This is a genomic window from Paucibacter sp. M5-1, from assembly GCF_027498415.2.
Lineage (GTDB): Bacteria > Pseudomonadota > Gammaproteobacteria > Burkholderiales > Burkholderiaceae_C > Roseateles_E.
Map to the genome: position 1 here is coordinate 922,521 of NZ_JAPZLM020000001.1, position 22,056 is coordinate 944,576.

Sequence of the window (22,056 nt, forward strand, 5' to 3'; positions counted from 1 at the left end):
GGTTGGTCCTCAAGCGGCCGAAGCCGCCGAGATCACTTCTTGTTGCGGGTACCGACGACTTCGATTTCCACGCGGCGGTTCTTGGCGCGGCCTTCGGCAGTCTTGTTGTCAGCAACCGGCTGCTTCTCGCCCTTGCCTTCGGTGTAGACGCGGTTCTTCTCGACACCCTTGGAGACCAGATAGGCCTTCACGGCTTCGGAACGCGACACCGACAGCTTCTGGTTGTAAGCATCGGAGCCGACCGAGTCGGTGTGACCCACGGCAATGATGACTTCCAGATTGATGCCACCGGTCTTGGAGACCAGGTCATCCAGCTTGGCCTTGGCTTCGGACTTCAGCACCGACTTGTCGAAGTCGAAGAAGGCGTCAGCAGCGAAGGTCACCTTCTCGCTCACGGGAGCGGGCGGCACGACCGGTGCGGGCGGCTTCACAGCAGGAGCCGGCGGCGGAGCGACCGGGGCGGGCGGCTCAACCTTCGGTGCCGGCTTCAGGGCGCCGTCGCAATCCTTGGCGGCAGTCGCCGGGGTCCAATTGCTGTTGCGCCAGCAATATTCGTTGGTGCCGTTCTTCCAGACGGTACCGTCTGTTGCACGCCAGTTGTCGACGGTCTGAGCAAAAGCGCCAGACGAAGCAACAACAGCGACTGCGAAGAGCGACGCCACGCGATTCAATTTCTTCATGATTCTCCTCTCAAGGAAGGCCGCAGTTGCCCTGCGAAATTTTCCAAAGCTGGAACTAAACCTCAGGAAGATTCCCAGCATTCGGGTTTCTCCTAGGGACTCGTCGATTGTGCCATAGGGCACCCAGACGGTTTGCATTGTGGCGGCGCCCGCCGCACCACATCACGCCAATGTTGCGCAGCCACTACAGCGCCGCGCAATTAGAATTCGCGCTCCTGTCTCTATTGACGTTGGCCGCACCACGGGGTGTGAGCCGCGCCCGCGCATGACCCAGTTCGCCAAGGAAACCCTGCCCATCAGCCTGGAAGAGGAGATGCGGCGTTCGTACCTCGACTACGCGATGAGCGTGATCGTCGGACGTGCCCTCCCCGACGCCCGCGACGGCCTCAAGCCGGTGCACCGGCGCGTGCTTTACGCCATGAACGAAATGGGGAACACCTACAACGCCAAGTACCGCAAGAGTGCGCAGGCCGTGGGTGAAACCATGGGTAAATACCACCCGCATGGCGACTCCGCGATTTACGACACCATCGTGCGAATGGCCCAGCCCTTCAGCCTGCGCCACATGCTGATCGATGGCCAAGGCAATTTCGGCTCCATCGACGGTGATAACGCGGCGGCGATGCGATACACCGAAATTCGTCTCGACAAAATCGCTCACGAATTGTTGGCGGATATCGACAAGGAAACCGTCGATTTTGGGCCCAACTACGATGGCAGCCTCAAGGAGCCGCTGGTGCTGCCCGCGCGCCTGCCGAATCTGCTGATTAACGGCGCTTCCGGCATCGCCGTGGGCATGGCCACCAACATCCCGCCGCACAACCTCAACGAGGTCGTTGACGCCTGCCTGCATTCGCTGAAGAACCCGGACTGCTCGATCGACGAGCTGATGGAGATCATCCCGGCCCCCGACTTCCCGACCGCCGGCATCATCTACGGCATGTCCGGCGTGCGCGAAGGCTACCGGACCGGCCGCGGCAAGGTCGTGATGCGCGCCAAGGTCCATTTCGAGGACATCGACAAGGGCTCGCGCCAGTCCATCATCGTTGATGAGATCCCCTACCAGGTCAACAAGAAGACCCTGCTGGAGCGCATTGCCGAGCTGGTCCACGAGAAGAAGATCGAGGGCATCAGCCACATCCAGGACGAGAGCGACAAGTCCGGCATGCGCGTGGTGATCGAGCTCAAGCGCGGTGAAGTGCCCGAGGTCGTGCTGAACAATCTGTACAAGCAGACCCAGCTGCAGGACAGCTTCGGCATGAACATGATTGCGCTGATCGATGGTCAGCCCAAGCTGTGCAATCTGAAGGACCTGATCACCGTCTTCCTGGAGCACCGCCGCGAGGTGGTGACGCGGCGCACCATGTTCGAGCTGCGCAAGGCGCGCGAACGCGGCCATGTGCTGGAAGGTCTCGCCGTTGCGCTGGCCAATATCGACGAGTTCATCGAGACCATCAAGAACTCGCCGACCCCGCCGGTGGCCAAGGCCGCGCTGATGGCCAAGAGCTGGGACAGCTCGCTGGTGCGCGAGATGCTGGTGCGCGCCGAGGGCGACACGCCCGGCGGCCGCGGCGCCTTCCGCCCCGAGGGCCTGCCGGCGATGTACGGCATGCAGGCCGACGGTCTCTACCGCCTCTCCGACGATCAGGCCGGCGAGATCCTGCAGATGCGTCTGCAGCGCCTGACCGGGCTGGAGCAGGACAAGATCGTCGGCGAGTACAAGGATGTGATGGCCCAGATCGCCGACCTGCTGGACATCCTGGCCAAGCCCGAGCGCGTCACCGTCATCATCGGCGAGGAGCTGGTCCAGGTTCGCCAGGAGTTCGGCCAGACCAAGCTGGGCGCGCGCCGCAGCGTGATCGAGCACAACGCCCAGGAACTCGGCACCGAGGACCTGATCACACCCACCGATATGGTCGTGACGCTCTCGCACACCGGCTATATCAAGAGCCAGGCGCTCAGCGAGTACCGCGCCCAGAAGCGCGGCGGCCGTGGCAAGCAGGCGACGCAGACCAAGGAAGACGACTGGGTCGATCAGCTCTTCATCGCCAACACGCACGACTGGATTCTGTGCTTCTCCAACCGCGGCCGCGTCTACTGGCTGAAGGTTTGGGAAGTGCCGCAGGGCTCGCGCAACTCGCGCGGCAAGCCCATCGTTAATATGTTCCCGCTGCAGCAGGACGAGAAGATCACCGTCGTGCTGCCGCTGACCGGCGAGTTCCGCGTCTTCCCCGAGGACCACTTCATCTTCATGGCCACCGCCCTGGGCACGGTCAAGAAGACCTCGCTGAAGGACTTCAGCAACCCGCGCAAGGCCGGCATCATCGCGGTCGACCTGGACGAAGGCGACCATCTGATCGGCGCTGCGCTGACCGACGGCAAGCATGATGTGATGCTGTTCAGCGACGGCGGCAAGGCGGTGCGCTTCGACGAGGACGATGTGCGCCCGATGGGCCGCCAGGCCCGCGGCGTGCGCGGCATGATGCTGGAGCCCGATCAGCGCCTGATCGCGATGCTGGTGGCCGAGGACGAGAACCAGAGCGTGCTGACCGCCACCGAGAACGGGTTTGGTAAGCGCACCGCGATCACCGAATACACCCGCCACGGCCGCGGCACCAAGGGCATGATCGCGATCCAGCAGAGCGAGCGCAACGGCCGCGTCGTCGCCGCCACCCTGGTGCACGCCGAGGACGAGATCATGCTGATCACCGACAAGGGCGTGCTGGTGCGCACCCGCGTCAGCGAGATCCGCGAGCTGGGCCGAGCCACCCAAGGCGTGACCCTGATCGCGCTGGACGATGGCGCCAAGCTGTCGGGCCTACAGCGTATCGTCGAAAACGATGCCAACGACAGCAGCGATGCTGAAACCCCAGCCGACGACAGCAGCGCTGCCGACGATGCCAACAAGGAATGATGTTTTGAACTCTCAGTCCCTGAAAACTCTCGCCGCCGCCGCACTGCTGGCCGCCTCCGCCCAGAACGTGCTGGCCCAGGCAGCGCCGGCGGCCCAGCCCGCACCGGCTGCCGCCAGCAGCAGTCCCGCCAAGAAGGAACTGGTGGCCAAGCTGCTGCAACTGCAACAGCCCGGCTTCGAGACCCTGGGACGCAGCCTGCTGCAGCGCCCCGTCACGCAACTGATGCAGGGCGCCAGCCAGGCCCTGCAGCAAGTGCCGCCGGAAAAGCGCGAAGCCACCATCAAGGCCATCGACACCGACATCAAGAAATTTGTCGACGAGACCGGCGGCCTGATGCGCGACCGTGCCATCAAGCTGGCGCCGTCCACCGTCGGCGCGATGCTGGAAGAGCGTTTCACCGAAGACGAGCTCAAGCAGTTGGTGGCGTGGTTCGAATCGCCAATCAATAAAAAGTACAACCAGATGGGCGCCGAGATGCAAAAAGCGCTGACCGAGAAGCTGGTCGCCGAGACCCGCGGCACGGTCGAGACCCGGCTCAAGACGCTGGAGCAGAACGTGGCCAAGCAACTGGGCATCACCCCCCCGCCAGCGCCTGCCGCCAGCCCCGCGAAGAAGTAAGCAACGCCAGTCTCACGAGCTCAGCCGCCACGACCCATGACCCAGCGCCCGTTCAATTTCTCCGCCGGCCCCGCCGCCCTGCCCGAAGAGGTGTTGCGCCAGGTGGCGGCGGAGATGCTGGACTGGCAGGGTTCGGGCATGAGCGTGATGGAGATGAGTCATCGCGGCCGCGAGTTCGTCTCGATTGCCGAGCGCGCCGAGTCCGACCTGCGCGAGCTGCTGCAGGTGCCGGCCAACTTCCGCATCCTGTTCATGCAGGGCGGTGGCTTGGCCGAGAACGCGATCGTGCCGCTGAACCTCTCGCGCGGCGGCAAAGTGGATGTGGTGGTCAGCGGCTCCTGGTCAAAGAAGAGCGCCGAGGAGGCCCGCCGCTACGCCGATGTGCAGATCGCCGCCGACGGTGCAGCGTCCGGCTACACCGCGCTGCCGGGCGACTGGCGGCTGCGCAAGGATGCGGCCTATGTCCATATCTGCAGCAACGAGACCATAGACGGTACCGAGTTCCACACCCTGCCCGACATCAGGGCGATGGGCAGCGATGCACCGCTGGTGGCCGATGTGTCCTCGCATCAGCTCTCGCGCGCCATCGACTGGTCCAAGCTGGGCCTGGCCTTTGGCGGTGCCCAGAAGAACATCGGCCCGGCCGGCGTGACCCTGGTCTATGTGCGCGAGGACCTGCTGGGCCATGCGCTGCCGGCCTGCCCCTCGGCCTTCGATTACAAGATCGTGGCCGATGCGCAGTCGATGTTCAACACACCGCCGACCTTCGCGATCTATGTCGCGGGCCTGGTGTTCCAGTGGCTGAAGAAGTTCAGCTACGCCGGCAAGACCGGCCTGGCCGCGATCGAGCAGCGCAATATCGACAAGGCCGCCCTGCTCTACGGTGCGCTGGACGACTCGGGCCTGTTTGAAAACCGCGTCGCGGCCGACTGCCGCTCGCGCATGAATATTCCGTTCTATCTGCGCGGTGAATACAACACCCAGCGCCTGAACGACGCCTTCCTGGCCGGTGCCAAGGAGCGCGGGCTGCTGCAACTCAAAGGCCACAAGTCGGTGGGCGGCATGCGTGCATCCATCTACAACGCCATGCCGCTGGAAGGCGTGCAGGCGCTGGTCACGTATCTGAAGGACTTTGAGACAAGCCATGGCTGATAGCCCCCAACCCGGCAGCAATCCCGGTGCCGATCCCGAACTGCTGAAACTGCGCGATCAGATCGACGCGGTCGACCAGCAACTGCTGCAGCTGCTGAACCGTCGCGCCACGCTGGCCTCCGAGGTCGGCGAGCTGAAGAAAAAGGAAGGCTCGGTGGTCTTCCGCCCTGAGCGCGAGGCCCAGGTCATCAACGGCCTGAAGTCGCACAACCCCGGCCCCTTGATGAGCGACAGTGTCGCGCCGATCTGGCGCGAAATCATGTCGGCCTGCCGCGCGCTCGAGACGCCGACCCGCGTCGCCTATCTGGGCCCGGCCGGTACCTTCAGCGAGCAGGCCGCACTGGGCTTCTTCGGCAGCTCCATCGTGCAAGTGCCCTGCACCAGCATCGACGAGGTGTTCCGCACCACCACCGCCGGCGCCGCCGACTTCGGCGTCGTGCCGGTCGAGAACTCGACCGAGGGTGTGGTCGCGCGCTCGCTGGACCTCTTTCTGACCACGCCGCTGTTCATCATCGGCGAGACCAGCCTGTTCGTGCGCCACAACCTGTTGCGGCGCGAAAACTCGCTGGACGATATCCAAGCCGTCTGCGCCCACCCCCAGGCCCTGGCCCAGTGCCACGGCTGGCTGTCCACCCATCTGCCGCATGCCGAGCGCCGCCCGGTGTCCAGCAATGCCGAGGGTGCGCGCCTGGCCTCGCTGGACAAGCGCCTGGCCGGCATCGCCAGCGAGCGCGCCGGCAGCGAGTACGGCCTGCATCTGGTGGCCCCCGCCATCCAGGACGATGCCCACAACCGCACCCGCTTTGCCATCGTCACCCACCCGGACCGCCATCCGGCCCCGAAGGCCTCGGGCAACGACTGCATCAGCCTGGTGGTCTCGGTGACCAACAAGCCCGGCGCGGTGCATGACATGCTGGTGCCGCTGAAGGAACGCGGCGTCTCGATGACGCGCTTCGAGTCGCGCCCGGCCCGCTCGGGCCAGTGGGAGTACTACTTCTACATCGATCTGCAAGGCCACCCCGACCAGCCTCATGTGGCCCAGGCGCTGCGCGAGTTGCGCCAGGCCTGCGCCTTCTTCAAACTGCTGGGCACTTACCCGCTGGATTCACACTGAGATGTACAAACAACTGGGCGTGATCGGCTGCGGCCTGATGGGCGGCTCGTTCGCGCTGGCGATGAAGAAGGCCGGTCTGGTCAAGCGCATCGTCGGCTACAGCAAGTCGCCGTCGACCACTGAAACAGCCAAGCGCCTGGGCGTCATCGATATGGTGGCCGAATCGGCGCTGCAGGCGGTGGCCGGCTCGGACATCGTGCTGCTGGCCGTGCCGGTGGCGGCCACCGAAGCCAGCCTGCGCGCGGTGCGCCATCTGGTCGAGCGCAAAGTGCTGTTCATGGATGTCGGCTCGACCAAATGCGATGTGGCCGAGGCGGCACGCCGCGCGCTGGGCGACAAGCTGCCCGCCTTTGTGCCGGCCCACCCGATCGCCGGCAAGGAGTCGGGCGGCGTGCAGAACGCCGACGCCGCGCTCTACCAGGGCCGTCAGGTCATCCTGACGCCGCTGCCCGAGACCGATGCCGGCCTGGTGCAGAAGGCCACCGACATCTGGTCGGCCCTGGGCTCCCAGGTGTTGAAGATGACGCCGGAGAACCATGACGCTGCTTTTGCCGCCGTCAGCCACCTGCCGCACCTGCTGGCCTTCGCTTTCTTCCAGGCGGTGGCCAGCCAGCCCGCCGGGCGCGACTATCTGAGCCTGGCCGGCCCGGGCTTTCGCGACTTCACCCGCATCGCCGCCAGCGAGCCGGCGGTCTGGCGCGACATCCTGATGGCCAACAAGAGCGAGCTGCTGGTGCAGTCGCGCCTGTTCCGCCAGGCACTCGACGCATTGGAAGCCATGATCCACAGCGGCGATGCCGCCGCGCTTGAGGCCCGCATCCGCTTGATCGCCGAGGCCCGCGCCAATTGGCATATGAATGCGCCACGCGCCACCACGCGCAAAGACAACTGATTCGCCCTTTTTCCATGTTCAAGATTCCCTTCCTCGACCTGCCGCCGCTGCGCAGCGCCGCCGGTACCGTGCGCCTGCCGGGCTCCAAAAGCATCTCCAACCGGGTGCTGCTGCTGGCCGGCCTGTCCGAGGGCACGACACTCGTCCACGATCTGCTGGACTCCGACGACACCGCCGTAATGCTGGCCGCGCTGAAGGAACTGGGCTGCACGCTGGAGCAGGTCGACGGGGGCCCGCTCAAGGTCACCGGCATCGGCGCCCGCCTGGGCACCCAGCAGGCCAAGCTCTTCCTCGGCAATGCCGGCACCGCGATGCGGCCGCTGACCGCCGCGCTGGCCCTGCTGGCCGCCACCCAGGGCGGCGAGTTCGAGCTCAGCGGCGTGCCGCGCATGCATGAGCGGCCTATCGGCGATCTGGTCGATGCGCTGCGCGGCCTGGGCTGCGAGATCGACTGCCTGGGCCAGCCGGGCTATCCGCCGCTGCGCTTGCGCGGCCCATCGAACCTGCGCCTGAGCGAGCCGGTGCGCGTGCGCGGCGACGTCTCCAGCCAGTTCCTGACCGCGCTGCTGCTGGCCCTGCCCCTGGTGGCCGAGCAGGAGGTGCAGATCGACGTCATTGGCGAACTGATCTCCAAGCCCTATATCCACATCACGCTCGAACTGCTCAAGCGCTTCGGCATCGAGGTGCGGCGCGAAGGCTGGCAGCGTTTCACGATACCGGCCGGCAGCCGCTACCGCTCGCCGGGCGAGGTCCATGTCGAGGGCGACGCCTCGTCGGCCTCCTACTTTGTCGCGCTGGGTGCGATCGCTGCCACTGAAACGCCGGTCCGTATCGAAGGCGTCGGCTCGGCCTCGCTGCAGGGCGATGTGCGCTTTGTCGAGGCCGCCCGGGCCATGGGCGCTCTGGTCGAGTCTGGGCCCAACTGGCTCGAAGTCCGGCGTGGCGCCTGGCCTTTGAAGGCGCTGGACCTGGACTGCAACCACATCCCCGACGCGGCGATGACACTGGCCGTGATGGCGCTGTACGCCGACGGCCCCAGCACCCTGCGCAATATCGCCTCCTGGCGCGTCAAGGAGACCGACCGCCTGGCCGCGATGGCCATCGAGTTGCGCAAGCTCGGCGCCGAGGTCGACGAAGGTCCGGACTGGCTGCGTGTGCAGCCGCCCAAGGTCTGGCAGCCGGCCGCCATCCACACTTACGACGACCACCGGGTCGCGATGTGCTTCTCCTTGGCTGCCTTCAACGCACTGGTCGCCGAGCCCGCGCTGCCGGTGCGCATTCTCGAACCGCATTGCGTGGCCAAGACCTTCCCCGACTATTTCGAGACCCTGTTCGAACTGGTGCGGGCCCGCGCCGACGACATCCCGGTGCTGACCATCGATGGCCCGACCGCGTCCGGCAAGGGCACGCTGGCCGATGAGGTCGCCCATGCCCTGGGCTATATCGTGCTGGATTCGGGCGCACTGTACCGCGCCGCCGGCCTGGCCGCCTCGCGTGCCGGCATCGATCTGGACGATGGTCCGGCCGTCGCCGCGCTGGCCTCGGGCCTCGATCTGCGCTTCCGCAAGGGCCGGGCCTATCTGGGCGATGAGGACATTAGCGAGCTCTTGCGTGCCGAAGCGGTCGGCCTGATGGCTTCCCGGGTGGCGGTCCATGCCGAGGTGCGCGCCGCGCTGAACCAGTTGCAGCTCGATTTCCGCCAGCTGCCCGGCCTGGTGGCCGACGGTCGCGATATGGGCTCGGCCGTGTTTCCGGACGCCGCGCTGAAGGTATTCCTGACCGCCAGTGCCCAGACGCGCGCCGAGCGCCGCCATAAGCAATTGATTTCCAAGGGTATTTCGGCTAATATCGTGGGCTTGCGTGCGGATTTGGAAGCACGGGACGCTCGCGACAGCAATCGCAGCGCCTCGCCTTTGAAGCCCGCCGCAGACGCGCAAAGCCTCGACAACTCGGCCCAGACCATTGAGCAATCAAGGGATCAGGTGCTGGCTTGGTGGGAAGAGCGCCGGCCGTTTCAAACCCAGCGTTGAGTGGGAGACGGTCCAGGCCTGAGAAGCCAGGGCCCGCCGCCCTTCCCTCCGAACGTCAGTTCATCGAGGGCGGCGATGTCTACAACCTAACCCGCAAGCCCGTCTTGCACCCACCGCGCCTGGACCAAACGCCTTGGTCGACGCACAGGAAACCAGAATGTCCCAAACCCAAACCGCTTCCGGCATGGACTCCTTCGCAGCAATGTTCGAAGAGTCGCTGCAGAAGTCCGACATGCGCGCCGGCGAAGTGATCTCCGCTGAAGTCGTTCGCGTCGAGCACAGCTTCGTCGTCGTCAACGCAGGCCTGAAGTCCGAAGCCTACGTGCCTATCGAAGAATTCAAGAACGACCAGGGCGAACTGGAAGTTCAAGTCGGTGACTTCGTGTCCGTCGCCATTGACGCCATCGAAAACGGCTACGGCGACACCATCCTGTCGCGCGACAAGGCCAAGCGCCTGGCCTCGTGGCTGAGCCTGGAAACCGCACTGGAGTCGGGTGACTTCGTGACCGGCACCGTGTCGGGCAAGGTCAAGGGCGGCCTGACCGTGCTGGTCAACGGCATCCGCGCCTTCCTGCCGGGCTCCCTGCTGGACACCCGTCCGGTCAAGGACATGAGCCCGTACGAAGGCAAGACCATGGAGTTCAAGGTCATCAAGCTGGACCGCAAGCGCAACAACGTCGTGTTGTCGCGCCGCGCTGTGGTCGAGGCTTCGATGGGCGAAGAGCGCGCCAAGCTGCTGGAAACCCTGTCCGAAGGCGCGATCGTCAACGGCGTGGTCAAGAACATCACCGAATACGGTGCCTTCGTGGACCTGGGCGGTATCGACGGCCTGCTGCACATCACCGACATGGCATGGCGCCGTGTCCGTCACCCGTCGGAAGTCGTGACGGTGGGCCAGGAACTGACCGCCAAGGTCCTGAAGTTCGACGCCGAGAAGAACCGCGTCTCGCTGGGCCTGAAGCAGCTGGGCGATGACCCGTGGTTCGGCGTTGCTCGCCGCTACCCGACCAGCACCCGTCTGTTCGGCAAGGTCACCAACATCGCCGACTACGGCGCCTTCGTCGAGATCGAGCCGGGCATCGAAGGCCTGGTGCACGTCTCCGAAATGGACTGGACCAACAAGAACGTCGCACCTTCGAAGATCGTCTCGCTGGGCGACGAAGTCGAAGTCATGGTGCTGGAGATCGACGAAGACAAGCGTCGCATCTCGCTGGGCATGAAGCAGTGCAAGGCCAATCCTTGGGAAGAGTTCGCCGAGAACGTCAAGCGCGGCGACAAGGTCAAGGGCCCGGTCAAGTCGATCACCGACTTCGGCGTGTTCGTCGGCCTGGCTCAAGGCATCGACGGCCTGGTGCACCTGTCCGACCTGTCCTGGGACGAGACCGGCGAAGCTGCCGTGCGCAACTTCAAGAAGGGCCAGGAAGTCGAAGCCGTCGTGCTGGCCGTGGACGTCGAGCGCGAGCGCATCTCGCTGGGCATCAAGCAGCTGGACAGCGACCCCTTCACCGCCTATACCACGGTCAATGACCGCGGCATGTCGGTGACCGGCAAGGTCAAGACGGTCGACGCGCGTGGCGCCGAGATCGAACTGGCCGATGGCGTGCTGGGCTATCTGCGTGCTTCGGAAATCTCCCGCGACCGCGTGGAAGACGCCCGCAACGTGCTGAAGGAAGGCGACGAAGTCACCTCCATCGTCGTCAACATCGACCGCAAGACCCGCAACATCCAGCTGTCGATCAAGGCCAAGGACAATGCCGACAGCCAAGAGGCGATGCAGCGTCTGTCCGCCACGTCCGAGCGTGAGAACGCCGGCACGACCAGCCTGGGCGCCCTGCTGCGCGCCAAGCTGGACAATCAAGGCAACTAATCATTGCTCGCAGGGGCCCGGGCTCTGGTAGCCTAGGACCTTGCCGGTGATGCCGCAGGCTCGCCACTCTTTCGAGGGCGAGCCTGTTTCAATTCCAATCACAAGAATCTTCTCGTCATGACCCGATCCGATCTTGTTGCCCATCTGGCCGAGCGCTTTGGCCAGCTCACCCAGCGCGACACCGAGTTCGCGGTCAAGACCATCCTGGACGCGATGTCTGACGCGCTGGCCAAAGGCCACCGCATCGAGATCCGCGGCTTCGGCAGCTTCTCGATCAACCGCCGCCCGCCCCGCATGGGCCGCAATCCGCGCAGCGGCGAGCAGGTGCTGATCCCCGAGAAGCTGGTGCCCCATTTCAAACCGGGCAAGGCCCTGCGCGAGTCGGTCGACGAACAGCTGCCGGTGCTTGACGACAAGGGCAGCGAGATTCACGCCTGAGCGCCGTCAAGACGACCGCCGCCCCCTAGAATCCGCCTCGATGCGTATCTTCGTCTGGCTCTTCCGGGCCTTCATCTTTTTCGCCCTCTTCGCCTTCGCGCTGAACAACAGCCAGGAGGCCACCGTGCGCTGGTTCTTCGGCCACGAGTGGCGCGCGCCGATGGTCATCATCGTACTGCTGGCCTTCGGCTGCGGCGCCGCACTGGGCGTGCTGGCCATGGTGCCGGCCTGGTGGAAGCACCGCCGCGTCGCACAGCGCGGCGGCGACATCGCAGCGCCCGCGTCCGACGCGCCCACGCCCACCGAAGTTCAGACCCCCAGCGGCGTGCGCGATGGACTTTGATCTGCGCTGGCTGCTGTTCGCGCTGCCGCTGGCCTTCGGCCTCGGCTGGCTGGCCTCCAAGCTCGATGCTCGGCAATGGAAACGCGAGCAGCGCGACGCCCCCAAGGCCTACTTCAAGGGCCTGAACCTGCTGCTCAACGAGCAGCAGGACAAGGCCATCGACGCCTTCATCGAGGCTGTGCAGAACGATCCCGACACCTCCGAACTGCACTTCGCCCTGGGTAATCTGTTCCGCCGCCGCGGCGAGTACGAGCGCGCGGTGCGGGTGCACCAGCATCTGTTGCAACGCGGCGACCTGCCGCGCGCCGAGCGCGACCGCGCCCAGCATGCGCTAGCCCAGGACTTCTTCAAAGCCGGTCTGTTCGACCGCGCCGAGGAGGCTTTTGCCGCGCTGCGCGGCACCGCCTTCGAGACCGAGGCCGAGCTGGCCCTGCTGTCGCTGTACGAGCGCTCGCGCGAATGGCGCAAGGCCGCCGAGGTGGCCCGCCATCTGGAGCAAGGCGGCACCGGCTCGTTCGCGGCCCGCATCGCCAACTATCTGTGCGAGCAGGCGCTGGAAGCCCAGGCCCGCAACGAGCACGGCGAAGCGCAGGAGTTGCTGGCCCAGGCCCGCAAGACCGCGCCGCAGGCCGCCCGCGCCCATGTGCTGGCCGGCCAGATGCTGGCCCGGCGCGGTCAGCCCGAGCAGGCCATGGCCGCCTATGCCCAGCTGCTGAGTGCCAAGCCCGAGGCCTTCAATCTGGTGGCCGGCGACTATGCGGACGCCGCCCTGGCCATCGGCGCGACCGAGCCGGCCCTGGCCACGCTGCTGGCCCAGTACCAGCGCGCGCCCGGCATGCATCTGCTGCTGGCCATCGCCAAGCTGGAGCCGGCCGCCGCCGCCCAGCGCCAGCGCCTGGTGACCCATCTGCGCGCCGAGCCCAGCCTCAGCGCCGCCCGCATGCTGCTGACCCAGAGCAAGGCCCAGCTCAGCGAGGAGGAAGCCCCGCTGATGGCCGCCGCGCTGGACCGCGCCAGCCGGCCGCTGCAACGCTATCGCTGCGCCGCCTGCGGCTTCGAGGCCCAGCACTATTTCTGGCAATGCCCGGGCTGCCTGAACTGGGACACCTACCCGCCCCGCCACGTTGAAGAACTCTGAGAACACCATGGCGAGCAGCGACCGCGTCATCCTCTGCATGAAATGGGGCAGCAAGTACGGCCCCGAATACGTCAACCGTCTGTATGCGATGGTGCGCCGCCACCTGCGCGGCGAGTTCCGTTTCGTCTGCCTGACCGACCGCAGCGAGGGCATCCGCGCCGAGGTCGAATGCCTGCCCATCCCCGACCTGGCCCTGCCGCCCGGCATTCCCGAGCGCGGCTGGACCAAGCTGACCACTTTCGAGGCGGATCTGCACGGCCTCAAAGGCACGGCGCTGTTCCTCGATCTCGATGTCGTCATCGTCGACGACATCACGCCCTTCTTCGAGGTGCCCGGCGAATTCCTGATCATCCATGACTGGAAGCGCCCCTGGCGCATCACCGGCAATTCCTCGGTGTATCGCTTCACGCTCGGTGCGCATGCCGATGTGCTGGCCAAGTTCCGCCGCGAGTTCGAGAGCATCCGCGCCGAGGTGCGCAACGAGCAGGCCTATCTCTCCAACGAGATGCAGGCCAAGGGCTTGCTGACCTACTGGGACGCGGCCTGGTGCGCCAGCTACAAATACCACTGCATCCCGCGCTGGCCCAGCAATTACTGGCGCGCACCCTTTGTTCCCAAAGGTGCCCGCATCCTGATCTTCCACGGCGTGATGAACCCGCCCGACGCGCTGGCCGGCCGCAGCAACGGCAACTGGCGCCGCGCCAAGCCGGCGCCCTGGATCGCGGATCACTGGCGCGAATGAGCCCGCCACCCAAGGTTCTGCACTTCGTCACCGGCGGCTTCTCCGGCGCCACCCAGGTGGCGCTCGATCTGGTGCGGGCGGCCCAGGCCAGCGGCCGCAGCGAGCCCCTGCTGGTACTGCGCAAAAAGCGCCAGACCGACCCGCAGCGCATCGCCACGCTGCAGCAGCAAGGCCTACCGCTCGAACTCGTGCCGGGCTGGAGCCATGCGGCGACGATCTGGCGCCTGCAGCAGCTCTGCCGACGCTTCCGCCCCGATGTGCTGGTGGCCCACGGCTTCCCCGAGCACCTGCTGGGGCGCTGGGCTGGGCTGTTAGCGGGCGTGCCTCATCTGGTGCATGTCGAGCACAACTCGCGCGAGCGCTACAGCCGCTGGCGCCTGCTGCAAGCCCGCTGGCTCGCACGTCGCAGCGATGCCATCGTCGGCTGCTCGGAGGGCGTGCGGCACAGCCTGCTGGCGCTGGGCATGCCGGCGGACAAGACCCTGGCGATCTCGAATGGCATCCGGCTGGAACCGTTTGCCGACGCCGACCGCCATCCCTATGCCGGGCGCGTGCCGGGTCTGGTGATGGCCGCGCGATTCGCCGGCCAGAAGGACCACGCCACCCTGCTGCAGGCCCTGGCCCTGCTGCGCGAGCAAGGCCTCAGGCCACCGCTGCTGTTGGCCGGTGGCGGCGGCGAGCGGCATCTGCGCGCCGCTCGGGCGCTGACGCAAAGCCTGGGCCTGCAGCAGCAGGTGCAGTTCCTCGGCTTCCAAGCCGGACTGCCCGAACTGCTGATGCAGCACCAGATCGCGGTGCTGTCCACCCACTACGAGGGCATGCCCCTGTCCCTGGTCGAGGGCATGGCGGCCGGCTGCGCCGTGGTCGGCACCGCCGTGCCAGGCGTGCAGGAACTGCTGCGCGATGGCGACACCGGCCGCCTGGTGCCGCATCGCGATGCCCGAGCCCTGGCCGCTGTGCTGGCCGAGTTGCTGCGCCAGCCCCAGGCCGCCGCCGCGCTGGCCGCACGCGGCCGCCATGCGGCCCTCACCGAGCACAGCCTCGCCGGCATGACGAATCAGTACGAAGACCTGTTCACCCGACTGGCCCGCAAGCAATGAGCTGCCCTGTTTATCTGATCAATCTACCCCGCGACACGCGCAGGCTGGCCGTGATGCAAGCCCAGCTGCAGCGCCTGGCGCTGCCCTTCGAGGTCACGCCGGCCGTCTACGGTCGGGACCTGTCCGCCGAAGAGCGGGCCAGGCTGTACAGCCCGGCACTCAACCGCGCCCGCTTCCACCAGGCCATGGCGCCCGGCGAGATCGGTTGCTACGCCAGCCATCTGCAGGTCTGGCAGCGCCTGGTGGACAGCGGCGCGCCCCATGCGCTGGTGCTGGAGGACGATGCCGAGCTGCGCCCGGAGCTGCCTGCCGCGCTGCAAGCCGTGGCGGCCCTGCCGCCGCACTGGGACATGATCAAGCTGATCGGTCGCGAGCCCGAGTCGGTGCTGCAAAGCTGGCCCCTGCCGGGCTGTGCCGTCGAGCTGGTCCGCTACCAGCGCGCACCCAGCCTGACCTGTGCCTACCTGGTCAGCCGCGACGGTGCCCTGAAACTGCTGCGCAGCCGCCGGCCGTTCTTCCGGCCCATCGACGTCGACCTGCGCCACTGGTGGGAAGCGGATCTGCGCCTGTTCGGCCTCACACCCTACCCGGCCGGCCAGACCGACGAGGCCACCACCTCCAGCATAGGCAGCCGCGAGTTCGGCGCCTGGTGGTCGCGGCGCTGGCGCAAGGGTCGCACACAATGGCATTACAGCCGCGGCAATACCCGCGCCAACCGGGCGCTGCAGGCGCTGCCGGATCCCTTTCCAGAATTGAACGCTCGCTGAAGCAAGAAGTTCCCATGCCCAAGTTTGACTACCTGATCGTCGGCGCCGGCTTTGCCGGCTCGGTCTGTGCCCGCGTGCTGGCCGATGCCGGCAAGCGCGTGCGCCTGATCGACCAGCGCCCCCATATCGGCGGCAACGCCCACGACACCCGCGATGCCCAGGGCCTGCTGATCCACCCCTATGGCCCGCACATCTTCCACACCAACAGCAAGGCGGTGCTGGCCTGGTTGTCGCGCTTCACCGAGTGGCGCTTCTATGAGCACCGGGTGCTCGCTCAAATGGAGCAGCAACTGCTGCCGATTCCGATCAACCGGACCACGATCAACCGGCTCTATGGTCTGAGCCTGAGCGGCGACGAGGTCCAGGCCTATCTGGACAGCGTGCGAGAACCGCGCGAGCCGCTGCAGACCAGCGAGGACGTGGTGCTGAACTCGGTCGGCCGCGACCTGTGCGACAAGTTCTTCCGCGGCTATACCAGGAAGCAGTGGGGGCTGGACCTGGCCGAGCTGTCGGCCGGTGTCGCCGCCCGGATTCCGACCCGTTGCGACGACGATGACCGCTACTTCAGCGACACCTACCAGCTGATGCCCGCCCAGGGCTACACGGCGATGTTCGAGCGCATGCTGGACCACCCGCTGATCAGCATCGAGCTGGCGACCGACTTCCGTCGCATCAAGGCCGACAGCGATGCCCAGCATTTGATCTACACCGGCCCGATCGACGCCTACTTCGATCACTGCTATGGCCGCCTGCCCTACCGCAGCCTGCGCTTTGATCACCAGCACCTGCCCGATGTGGCGCAGTTTCAGGCGGTCGGCACGGTCAACTACCCGAACGACCACGACTACACCCGCATCACCGAGTTCAAGCACCTGACCGGTCAGCGTGCCGCCGGTACCTCGATCGTGCGGGAGTACCCGCAGGCCGAGGGCGATCCCTTCTATCCGATCCCCAGGCCCGAGAACGAGACGCTCTACAAGCGCTACCAGGCCCTGGCCGATTCGCTGCCCAAGGTCAGCTTCGTCGGCCGCCTGGCCCAGTATCGCTACTACAACATGGACCAGATCGTTGCCGCCGCGCTGAAGACCGCAAACCAGCTGCTGGAGCCGCAGGCATGAGTGCGACACCGCCCCTGCGCCGCAAGAATCTCGTCGTGCTGCGGGCCGGCGACGGCTCCCTGCACCCAGGCTGGATCGCCCAGCCCAACCGCGACTTCGACATCTTCGTCAGCTACTACGGCAAGCAGCCCGGCCTGCACCAGGAGAGCGCCGACTACTACGAGCACCGCCCCGGTCCCAAATGGCCCTGCATTGCCGAGCTTCTGCAAGCCCATCCACAATTGCTGGAGCAATACGACGCCTTCTGGTTTCCCGATGACGACCTGGCCGCCGGTACCGAGACTTTGAACCGCATGTTCGCGCTGTTCCATGGCCATGCACTGGCGCTGGCGCAGCCGGCCTTGACTGCCGACTCTTACTACAGCTGGAAGGCGGTGCTGCAAAACCCCGCCTACATCCTGCGCCATGTCGATTTTGTCGAGGTGATGGCGCCGCTGTTTGACCGGCATGCGCTGCGTGTCTGCCTGCCCACCTTCTCGCAAAGCCGCAGCGGCTGGGGCCTCGACTGGGTCTGGCCCAGCCTGGTCTCGCGCGGCCGCGACGCGGCCGTCGCCATCATCGACGCCACGCCGGTCAAGCACACCCGACCGCTGGGCGGCGATCTGTACAAGAACAACCCCGAGCTGAACCCCGCCCTGGACGAGGCCAAGCTGGTCAAGCTCTACGGCCTGGGATCGCGCCGCAGCACGGCCCGCCTGGTGCTGCACAGCGTCGTCAGCCAGCAACGCCCCGACTGGCTGACCCGCTTGAGCCTGGCGCTGCGCCGTCTCAACGCGCAGCGCCGCTTCAAGCGCGCGCAAAGAAAAGCCGCGCCGACGGCATGAACGCGCCCACCGAAGCCCGGCCCTGGCTGAGCCTGCTGATCCCGGTCTACAACGTCGAGGCCTGGCTGCGCGCCTGCCTGGCCTCGGTGCTGTCGCAGGCCGATGCCGGCGTCGAGATCCTGCTGCTCGACGATGTCTCGACCGATGGCTCGGCCGCGCTGATGCAGAGCCTGGCCGAGGAGAACCCGGGCCGGCTGACCCTGCTGCGCCACCAGCACAACAGCGGTCTGAGCGCCGCGCGCAACACCCTGCTCGAAGCCAGCCGTGGCGAGTACCTGTGGTTCCTGGATTCCGACGATGAACTGATGCCGGGCGCCATCGCGGACCTGGCGGCCATCGTGCAGGGCCATGCCCCGGACCTGGTGCTGTGCGACTTCCGGACCCTGCGCGAGCGCATGAAGCGCAAGCATGTCTGGCGCGGCGAGTTGCACCGCCGCAGCTTCGACGGCCCGGGCGACCAGTTGCTGAGCGACCGCTCGGCCCTGCTGCAAGGCCTGTTCGCGCTGGGTCAGCTGCACAGCTGGAGCAAAATCTCGCGGCGCGCGCTGTGGGGTGACGATCTGCGCTTCCCCGTTGGCCGCTATTACGAAGACATGTACACCACCCCGGCCCTGGCGCTGCGCGCCACCAGCTATGTCTATGCGCCGCGCGTCTGGGTGGGCTACCGCCAGCGCGGCGGCAGCATTCTCGCCACACTGACCCCCCGCAAGATCGACGACATGATGCAGGCCCTGGCCGGCCTGCCGGCCCGGCTGGACGCCCAGCAGCCACCGGTCGGCACGGCAGCGCGTTTCGCACTGGCGAACTATGCCGGACGCGGCTTCGTCAGCGCGGCCCGCTTCATGGCCCGCCATGCGGACGGGGCCGCGCTGGCGCGCTGCCTGCAGCAGTTCCAGGCCAACTCGCCGCTGAGCGCTGCGGCCCTGCTGCGCGCCTATCTGGCGCGCGGCTGGCTGTGGCGCGCCAGCCGGCTGCACTACTGGCTGCGGCGTGCCGCGAAGGCCTCGACATGATGCTGGACCCGACGCTGCGCCGCCTGCTGGCCTATGTCAAACCCTATCGCCTGGGCGTGCTGCTGACCTTTGTCGCCTACCTGGCGGCGGCCTCCACCGAGCCGCTGATTCCGGAGCTGCTGCGGGTGGTGTTTGGCAAGGGCTTCGAGCAGCAGACCTTCTCGATCTGGTGGATTCCGTTGGTGCTGATCGGTCTGTTCGCGCTGCGCGGCGCGGCCAGCTTTGCCGGCCAGTACCTGCTGAACTGGACCGTGCTGCGCAGTGTGATGGACCTGCGCCAGACCCTGATGAACGCGATGCTGCGCGCCGACGCCAGCGTCTACAACAGCCTGCAGCCCGGCACGGTCGTGACCAAGGTGGTCAATGACCCGCAGCAGGCCCTGAGCCTGCTGGGCGGGGTGCTGACCACGCTGCTGCGCGACGGCCTGCCGACCATCGCGATGCTGGGCTATCTGTTCTTTCTGAACTGGCAGCTGACCCTGCTGTCCCTGGTCACGCTGCCGCTGATGGCCCTGGTGGTCAAGCAGGTCAGCCGGCGCGTCCACGCGATGGGCAATCTGAGCTACGACGCCCAGATGCAGCTCTCCGCCAAGGTCGACGACCTGACCCGGGCCTGGCGCGTGGTGCGCAGCTTCGACGCTGCCGAGCATGAGCGCGAGCGCTTCGCCGAGATCGCCCAGCAGGTGCGCCGCAACAGCCTCAAGCAGGTCGCGGCCGGCGCGCTGAGCTCGCCGCTGTCGCAACTGGTGGCCAGCGTCGGCCTGTCCATCATCGTCAGCCTGGCCCTGCTGCAGGCGCGCAGCCAGCATGCCTCGGCGGCGGATTTCGCGGCCTATATCACCGCGCTGCTGCTGCTGGTCTCGCGGCTGCGCCATCTCAGCGACCTGGCCACGCCGATCACCAATGCCCGCGTGATCGCGCACGGCTGCATGCAGCTGCTGGACCTGCCGTCCGAGCCCGACCAGGGGCAGCGCGAGCTGGCGTTGCCGGTGCGCGGCGAGCTGCGCCTGGAACAGGTGCGGCTGCAATACCCGGGCGCCGAGCGGGCCGCGCTGGACGGGCTCGATCTGCCGATCCCGGCCGGCCGCACCACCGCGCTGGTCGGTGCCTCGGGGGCCGGCAAGAGCTCCATCATCCATCTGCTGCTGGGCTTCGGCCGGCCCGATGGCGGCACCGTGCTGCTGGACGGCGTCGACATCCAGATGCTCAAGAAGGCCAATCTGCGCCGCCAGTTCGCGGTGGTCTCGCAGGACATCGTGCTGTTCGACGCCTCGGTGGCCGACAACATCGCCTATGCCCAGCCGCGCGATGCGGCCCGCCTGGAGCAGGCCTTGCGCGCCGCCCATCTGTGGGACTTTGTGCACGGCCTCCCCCAGGGGCTGGACAGCCCGATCGGTGCCAACGGCAGCATGCTGTCCGGCGGCCAGCGCCAGCGCCTGGCGATCGCCCGCGCGCTCTACAAGGACGCGCCGATCTGGGTCTTCGATGAAGCCACCTCGGCGCTGGACACCGAGAGCGAGCGCGCGGTGCAGCAGGCGCTGGATCAATGGCAGGGCCGCAAGACCCTGATCGTGATCGCCCACCGCCTGTCCACCGTGCGCTCGGCCGATGCCATCCATGTGCTGGGTGCCGGCCGGGTGATCGAAAGCGGCAGCCATGCCGAGCTGCTGGCCCGGGGCGGCGCCTATGCCGCGATGGTGCAGGCGCAGATCGGCGACTGAAACCATGCTGCGGCGCCGCCTGCTGTTGCTGCTTTGCGCCCTGCCCGCGCTGGCCAGCGCGCAAGCGCTGCCGCTGGAGCTCAACAGCGCCAGCCAGGCCGAGCTCGAATCGCTGGCCGGCGTCGGCCCGGCGCTGGCCGAGCGCTTGCTGGCCGCGCGGGCCCAGGCCCCGTTCAAGGACTGGGCCGATCTGAAGCGCCGGGTGCGCGGCATCGGCACGGCGCTGGCGCGCAAGCTGTCGGCCCAGGGACTCAGGGTGCAGGGGCTGGCCTACGACAACTGAGCCGCTGTGCTCTCGGCAAACCCCGCGCGGCGCTTGCGCATCGCGGCCGGATCGACGCTGGGCGCCTGGGCCGGCCAGCCGAAGAAGCGCTGCACATCGGCGCGCCGCGCCAGCGTGTCGGCCATGCCCAGCATGATCAGCTCGCCGGTGAACGAGGGCTCGAACAGCAGATAGCTGGTCAGCGCCGAGCCGCTGGCGGCCTTGCCCTCGCCGGCCACGCCGACGCTGCGCAGCAGCGCCTTGATCGGCGGCGGCAGGCTGGCTTGGTGCTCGGCCGCCAGATCATCGAGGCGCCGGCTCGGCGCGATCACCAGCACATCGAGCGGCCGCAGCGGTGTCGCGCGGCGGGCCTCGGGCGTCAGCAGGCCCAGCGTGTTGTTGATGCGTTGCAGGCGCTCGACATCGACCGCCAGCGCATCCAGAAAGATGTTCGACAAGGCATGGCCGGCGATCTGCGCCATGCTCGGGTGGCCCTCGACCAGCACCTCGCGGCGCGCCCCCGGCGGTTCATGCATGCGGCCCGCGCCTATCACCAGCACCCGGTCGGCCCCCAGGTGCACAGCCGGCGAGATCGGCGCGCTCTGGCGCATCGAGCCGTCGCCGAACCATTCCTGCCGGCCGTCCAGGTCCAGCAGCTCGGCCGGGAAGATGAAGGGGATGGCCGACGAGGCCATCAGATGCTCGATCGACAGCCGTGTCTTCACGGCCACCCGCTGCGAGCGCAGCCAGGGCTCGAACGGCAGCTGGGTCTGGTAGAAGGTCACATGCTGGCCCGAGGTGTAGCTGGACCCGCTGATCGCCAGCGCCTGCATATGGCCGGCCGCCAGCATCTCGTCGAGCCGCTCCATGCGAACCCAGCGGCGCAGCAGGGCACCGAGCGGCGCATTGTCCAGCAGGCTGCGCGGGCGCGAGCGCTTCCAGCGCGCCAAGGCCCAGCCCAGGCTCATCATCGTCATCCAGCGCGCGCCGGTGCGTATCACGCCGAAGGAGTCGGCCGCATAGACCTGCTCGACATGCAGGTTCTGCCACAGATGCGTCAGCCCGTCGACCGCGCCATCGAAGTCGTCGGCATTGCAGGCCAGCGTGGCGGCATTGATGGCGCCGGCCGAGGTGCCGGCAATCACCTTGAAGGGATTGCCCTCGACGACGCCGGCATCGCGCTTGAGCTGGGCCAGCGCCGCCAGCACACCGACCTGGTAGGCGGCGCGCGCGCCGCCGCCGGTCAGTATCAATCCTGTCGTTGGAGGGGCCGCCATGTGCTGCATGGTCTGATCGGTCTCGGGTGGAAGGTGGCTGGGTTG

General features: G+C 67.1%; 20 protein-coding genes. 18 read left to right on the forward strand and 2 right to left on the reverse strand.

The window, feature by feature from the left end; all coding sequences use genetic code 11:
* Positions 1–32: 32 nt before the first annotated feature.
* A complete protein-coding gene (gene ompA / locus O5M90_RS04285) occupies positions 33–680 on the reverse strand; it encodes an outer membrane protein OmpA (RefSeq protein ID WP_262970751.1) in 648 nt (215 codons plus the stop codon).
* Between the two features lie 265 nt (positions 681–945).
* Between ompA and gyrA the strand changes: the two genes are divergently transcribed.
* The 18 genes from gyrA to O5M90_RS04375 all read left to right on the forward strand — a co-directional run bounded on the left by gyrA (position 946) and on the right by O5M90_RS04375 (position 20,755).
* Positions 946–3,594 carry a DNA gyrase subunit A gene (gene gyrA / locus O5M90_RS04290; protein ID WP_269838915.1) on the forward strand — a complete coding sequence of 883 codons (2,649 nt, stop codon included), beginning with the start codon at positions 946–948 and terminating at the stop codon, positions 3,592–3,594.
* 4 nt (positions 3,595–3,598) lie between these two features.
* A complete protein-coding gene (locus tag O5M90_RS04295; RefSeq protein ID WP_262970649.1) occupies positions 3,599–4,213 on the forward strand; it encodes a DUF2059 domain-containing protein in 615 nt (204 codons plus the stop codon).
* A 36-nt stretch (positions 4,214–4,249) separates the two neighbouring features.
* Positions 4,250–5,365, forward strand: a complete 1,116-nt coding sequence (gene serC / locus O5M90_RS04300; RefSeq protein ID WP_269838913.1) for a 3-phosphoserine/phosphohydroxythreonine transaminase — start codon at positions 4,250–4,252, stop codon at positions 5,363–5,365.
* Positions 5,358–6,479, forward strand: a complete 1,122-nt coding sequence (gene pheA / locus O5M90_RS04305) for a prephenate dehydratase (protein ID WP_269838912.1) — start codon at positions 5,358–5,360, stop codon at positions 6,477–6,479. The genes serC and pheA overlap by 8 nt, the downstream gene beginning before the upstream one ends.
* A 1-nt stretch (position 6,480) precedes the next feature.
* Positions 6,481–7,371 carry a prephenate dehydrogenase gene (locus O5M90_RS04310; RefSeq protein ID WP_137940819.1) on the forward strand — a complete coding sequence of 297 codons (891 nt, stop codon included), beginning with the start codon at positions 6,481–6,483 and terminating at the stop codon, positions 7,369–7,371.
* Between the two features lie 14 nt (positions 7,372–7,385).
* Positions 7,386–9,401, forward strand: coding sequence for a bifunctional 3-phosphoshikimate 1-carboxyvinyltransferase/cytidylate kinase (locus O5M90_RS04315; protein WP_269838911.1), 2,016 nt, complete (start codon positions 7,386–7,388; stop codon positions 9,399–9,401).
* 157 nt (positions 9,402–9,558) lie between these two features.
* Positions 9,559–11,268: a 30S ribosomal protein S1 gene (gene rpsA / locus O5M90_RS04320; RefSeq protein WP_137940821.1), complete on the forward strand. Its 1,710-nt coding sequence runs from the start codon at positions 9,559–9,561 to the stop codon at positions 11,266–11,268.
* A 117-nt stretch (positions 11,269–11,385) separates the two neighbouring features.
* Positions 11,386–11,706, forward strand: coding sequence for an integration host factor subunit beta (locus O5M90_RS04325; RefSeq protein WP_137940822.1), 321 nt, complete (start codon positions 11,386–11,388; stop codon positions 11,704–11,706).
* Between the two features lie 40 nt (positions 11,707–11,746).
* A complete protein-coding gene (locus O5M90_RS04330) occupies positions 11,747–12,049 on the forward strand; it encodes a LapA family protein (RefSeq protein WP_269838910.1) in 303 nt (100 codons plus the stop codon).
* Positions 12,039–13,187, forward strand: coding sequence for a lipopolysaccharide assembly protein LapB (gene lapB / locus O5M90_RS04335; RefSeq protein ID WP_440401826.1), 1,149 nt, complete (start codon positions 12,039–12,041; stop codon positions 13,185–13,187). The genes O5M90_RS04330 and lapB overlap by 11 nt, the downstream gene beginning before the upstream one ends.
* 7 nt (positions 13,188–13,194) lie before the next feature.
* Complete coding sequence (locus tag O5M90_RS04340) at positions 13,195–13,929, forward strand: glycosyltransferase (protein ID WP_269838909.1); 735 nt, start codon at positions 13,195–13,197, stop codon at positions 13,927–13,929.
* Complete coding sequence (locus O5M90_RS04345; protein ID WP_269838908.1) at positions 13,926–15,029, forward strand: glycosyltransferase; 1,104 nt, start codon at positions 13,926–13,928, stop codon at positions 15,027–15,029. Before O5M90_RS04340 ends, O5M90_RS04345 begins: the two co-directional genes overlap by 4 nt.
* Positions 15,026–15,796, forward strand: coding sequence for a glycosyltransferase family 25 protein (locus tag O5M90_RS04350; protein ID WP_269838907.1), 771 nt, complete (start codon positions 15,026–15,028; stop codon positions 15,794–15,796). The genes O5M90_RS04345 and O5M90_RS04350 overlap by 4 nt, the downstream gene beginning before the upstream one ends.
* A 14-nt stretch (positions 15,797–15,810) precedes the next feature.
* The gene (gene glf, locus O5M90_RS04355) at positions 15,811–16,914 is read left to right on the forward strand and encodes a UDP-galactopyranose mutase (protein WP_269838906.1); all 1,104 of its coding nucleotides are present in this window, start codon (positions 15,811–15,813) and stop codon (positions 16,912–16,914) included.
* Positions 16,911–17,738: a hypothetical protein gene (locus O5M90_RS04360; RefSeq protein WP_269838905.1), complete on the forward strand. Its 828-nt coding sequence runs from the start codon at positions 16,911–16,913 to the stop codon at positions 17,736–17,738. The genes glf and O5M90_RS04360 overlap by 4 nt, the downstream gene beginning before the upstream one ends.
* A complete protein-coding gene (locus O5M90_RS04365) occupies positions 17,735–18,751 on the forward strand; it encodes a glycosyltransferase family 2 protein (RefSeq protein ID WP_269838904.1) in 1,017 nt (338 codons plus the stop codon). The genes O5M90_RS04360 and O5M90_RS04365 overlap by 4 nt, the downstream gene beginning before the upstream one ends.
* A complete protein-coding gene (locus O5M90_RS04370; RefSeq protein ID WP_440401827.1) occupies positions 18,751–20,472 on the forward strand; it encodes an ABC transporter transmembrane domain-containing protein in 1,722 nt (573 codons plus the stop codon). The genes O5M90_RS04365 and O5M90_RS04370 overlap by 1 nt, the downstream gene beginning before the upstream one ends.
* 4 nt (positions 20,473–20,476) lie before the next feature.
* A complete protein-coding gene (locus O5M90_RS04375; protein ID WP_269840125.1) occupies positions 20,477–20,755 on the forward strand; it encodes a ComEA family DNA-binding protein in 279 nt (92 codons plus the stop codon).
* Here the strand turns inward: O5M90_RS04375 and O5M90_RS04380 are convergent.
* Positions 20,743–22,011 (reverse strand): patatin-like phospholipase family protein, encoded by a 1,269-nt coding sequence (locus O5M90_RS04380; protein WP_440401828.1) that lies wholly within the window; start codon positions 22,009–22,011, stop codon positions 20,743–20,745. The genes O5M90_RS04375 and O5M90_RS04380 overlap by 13 nt on opposite strands.
* Positions 22,012–22,056: the final 45 nt, after the last annotated feature.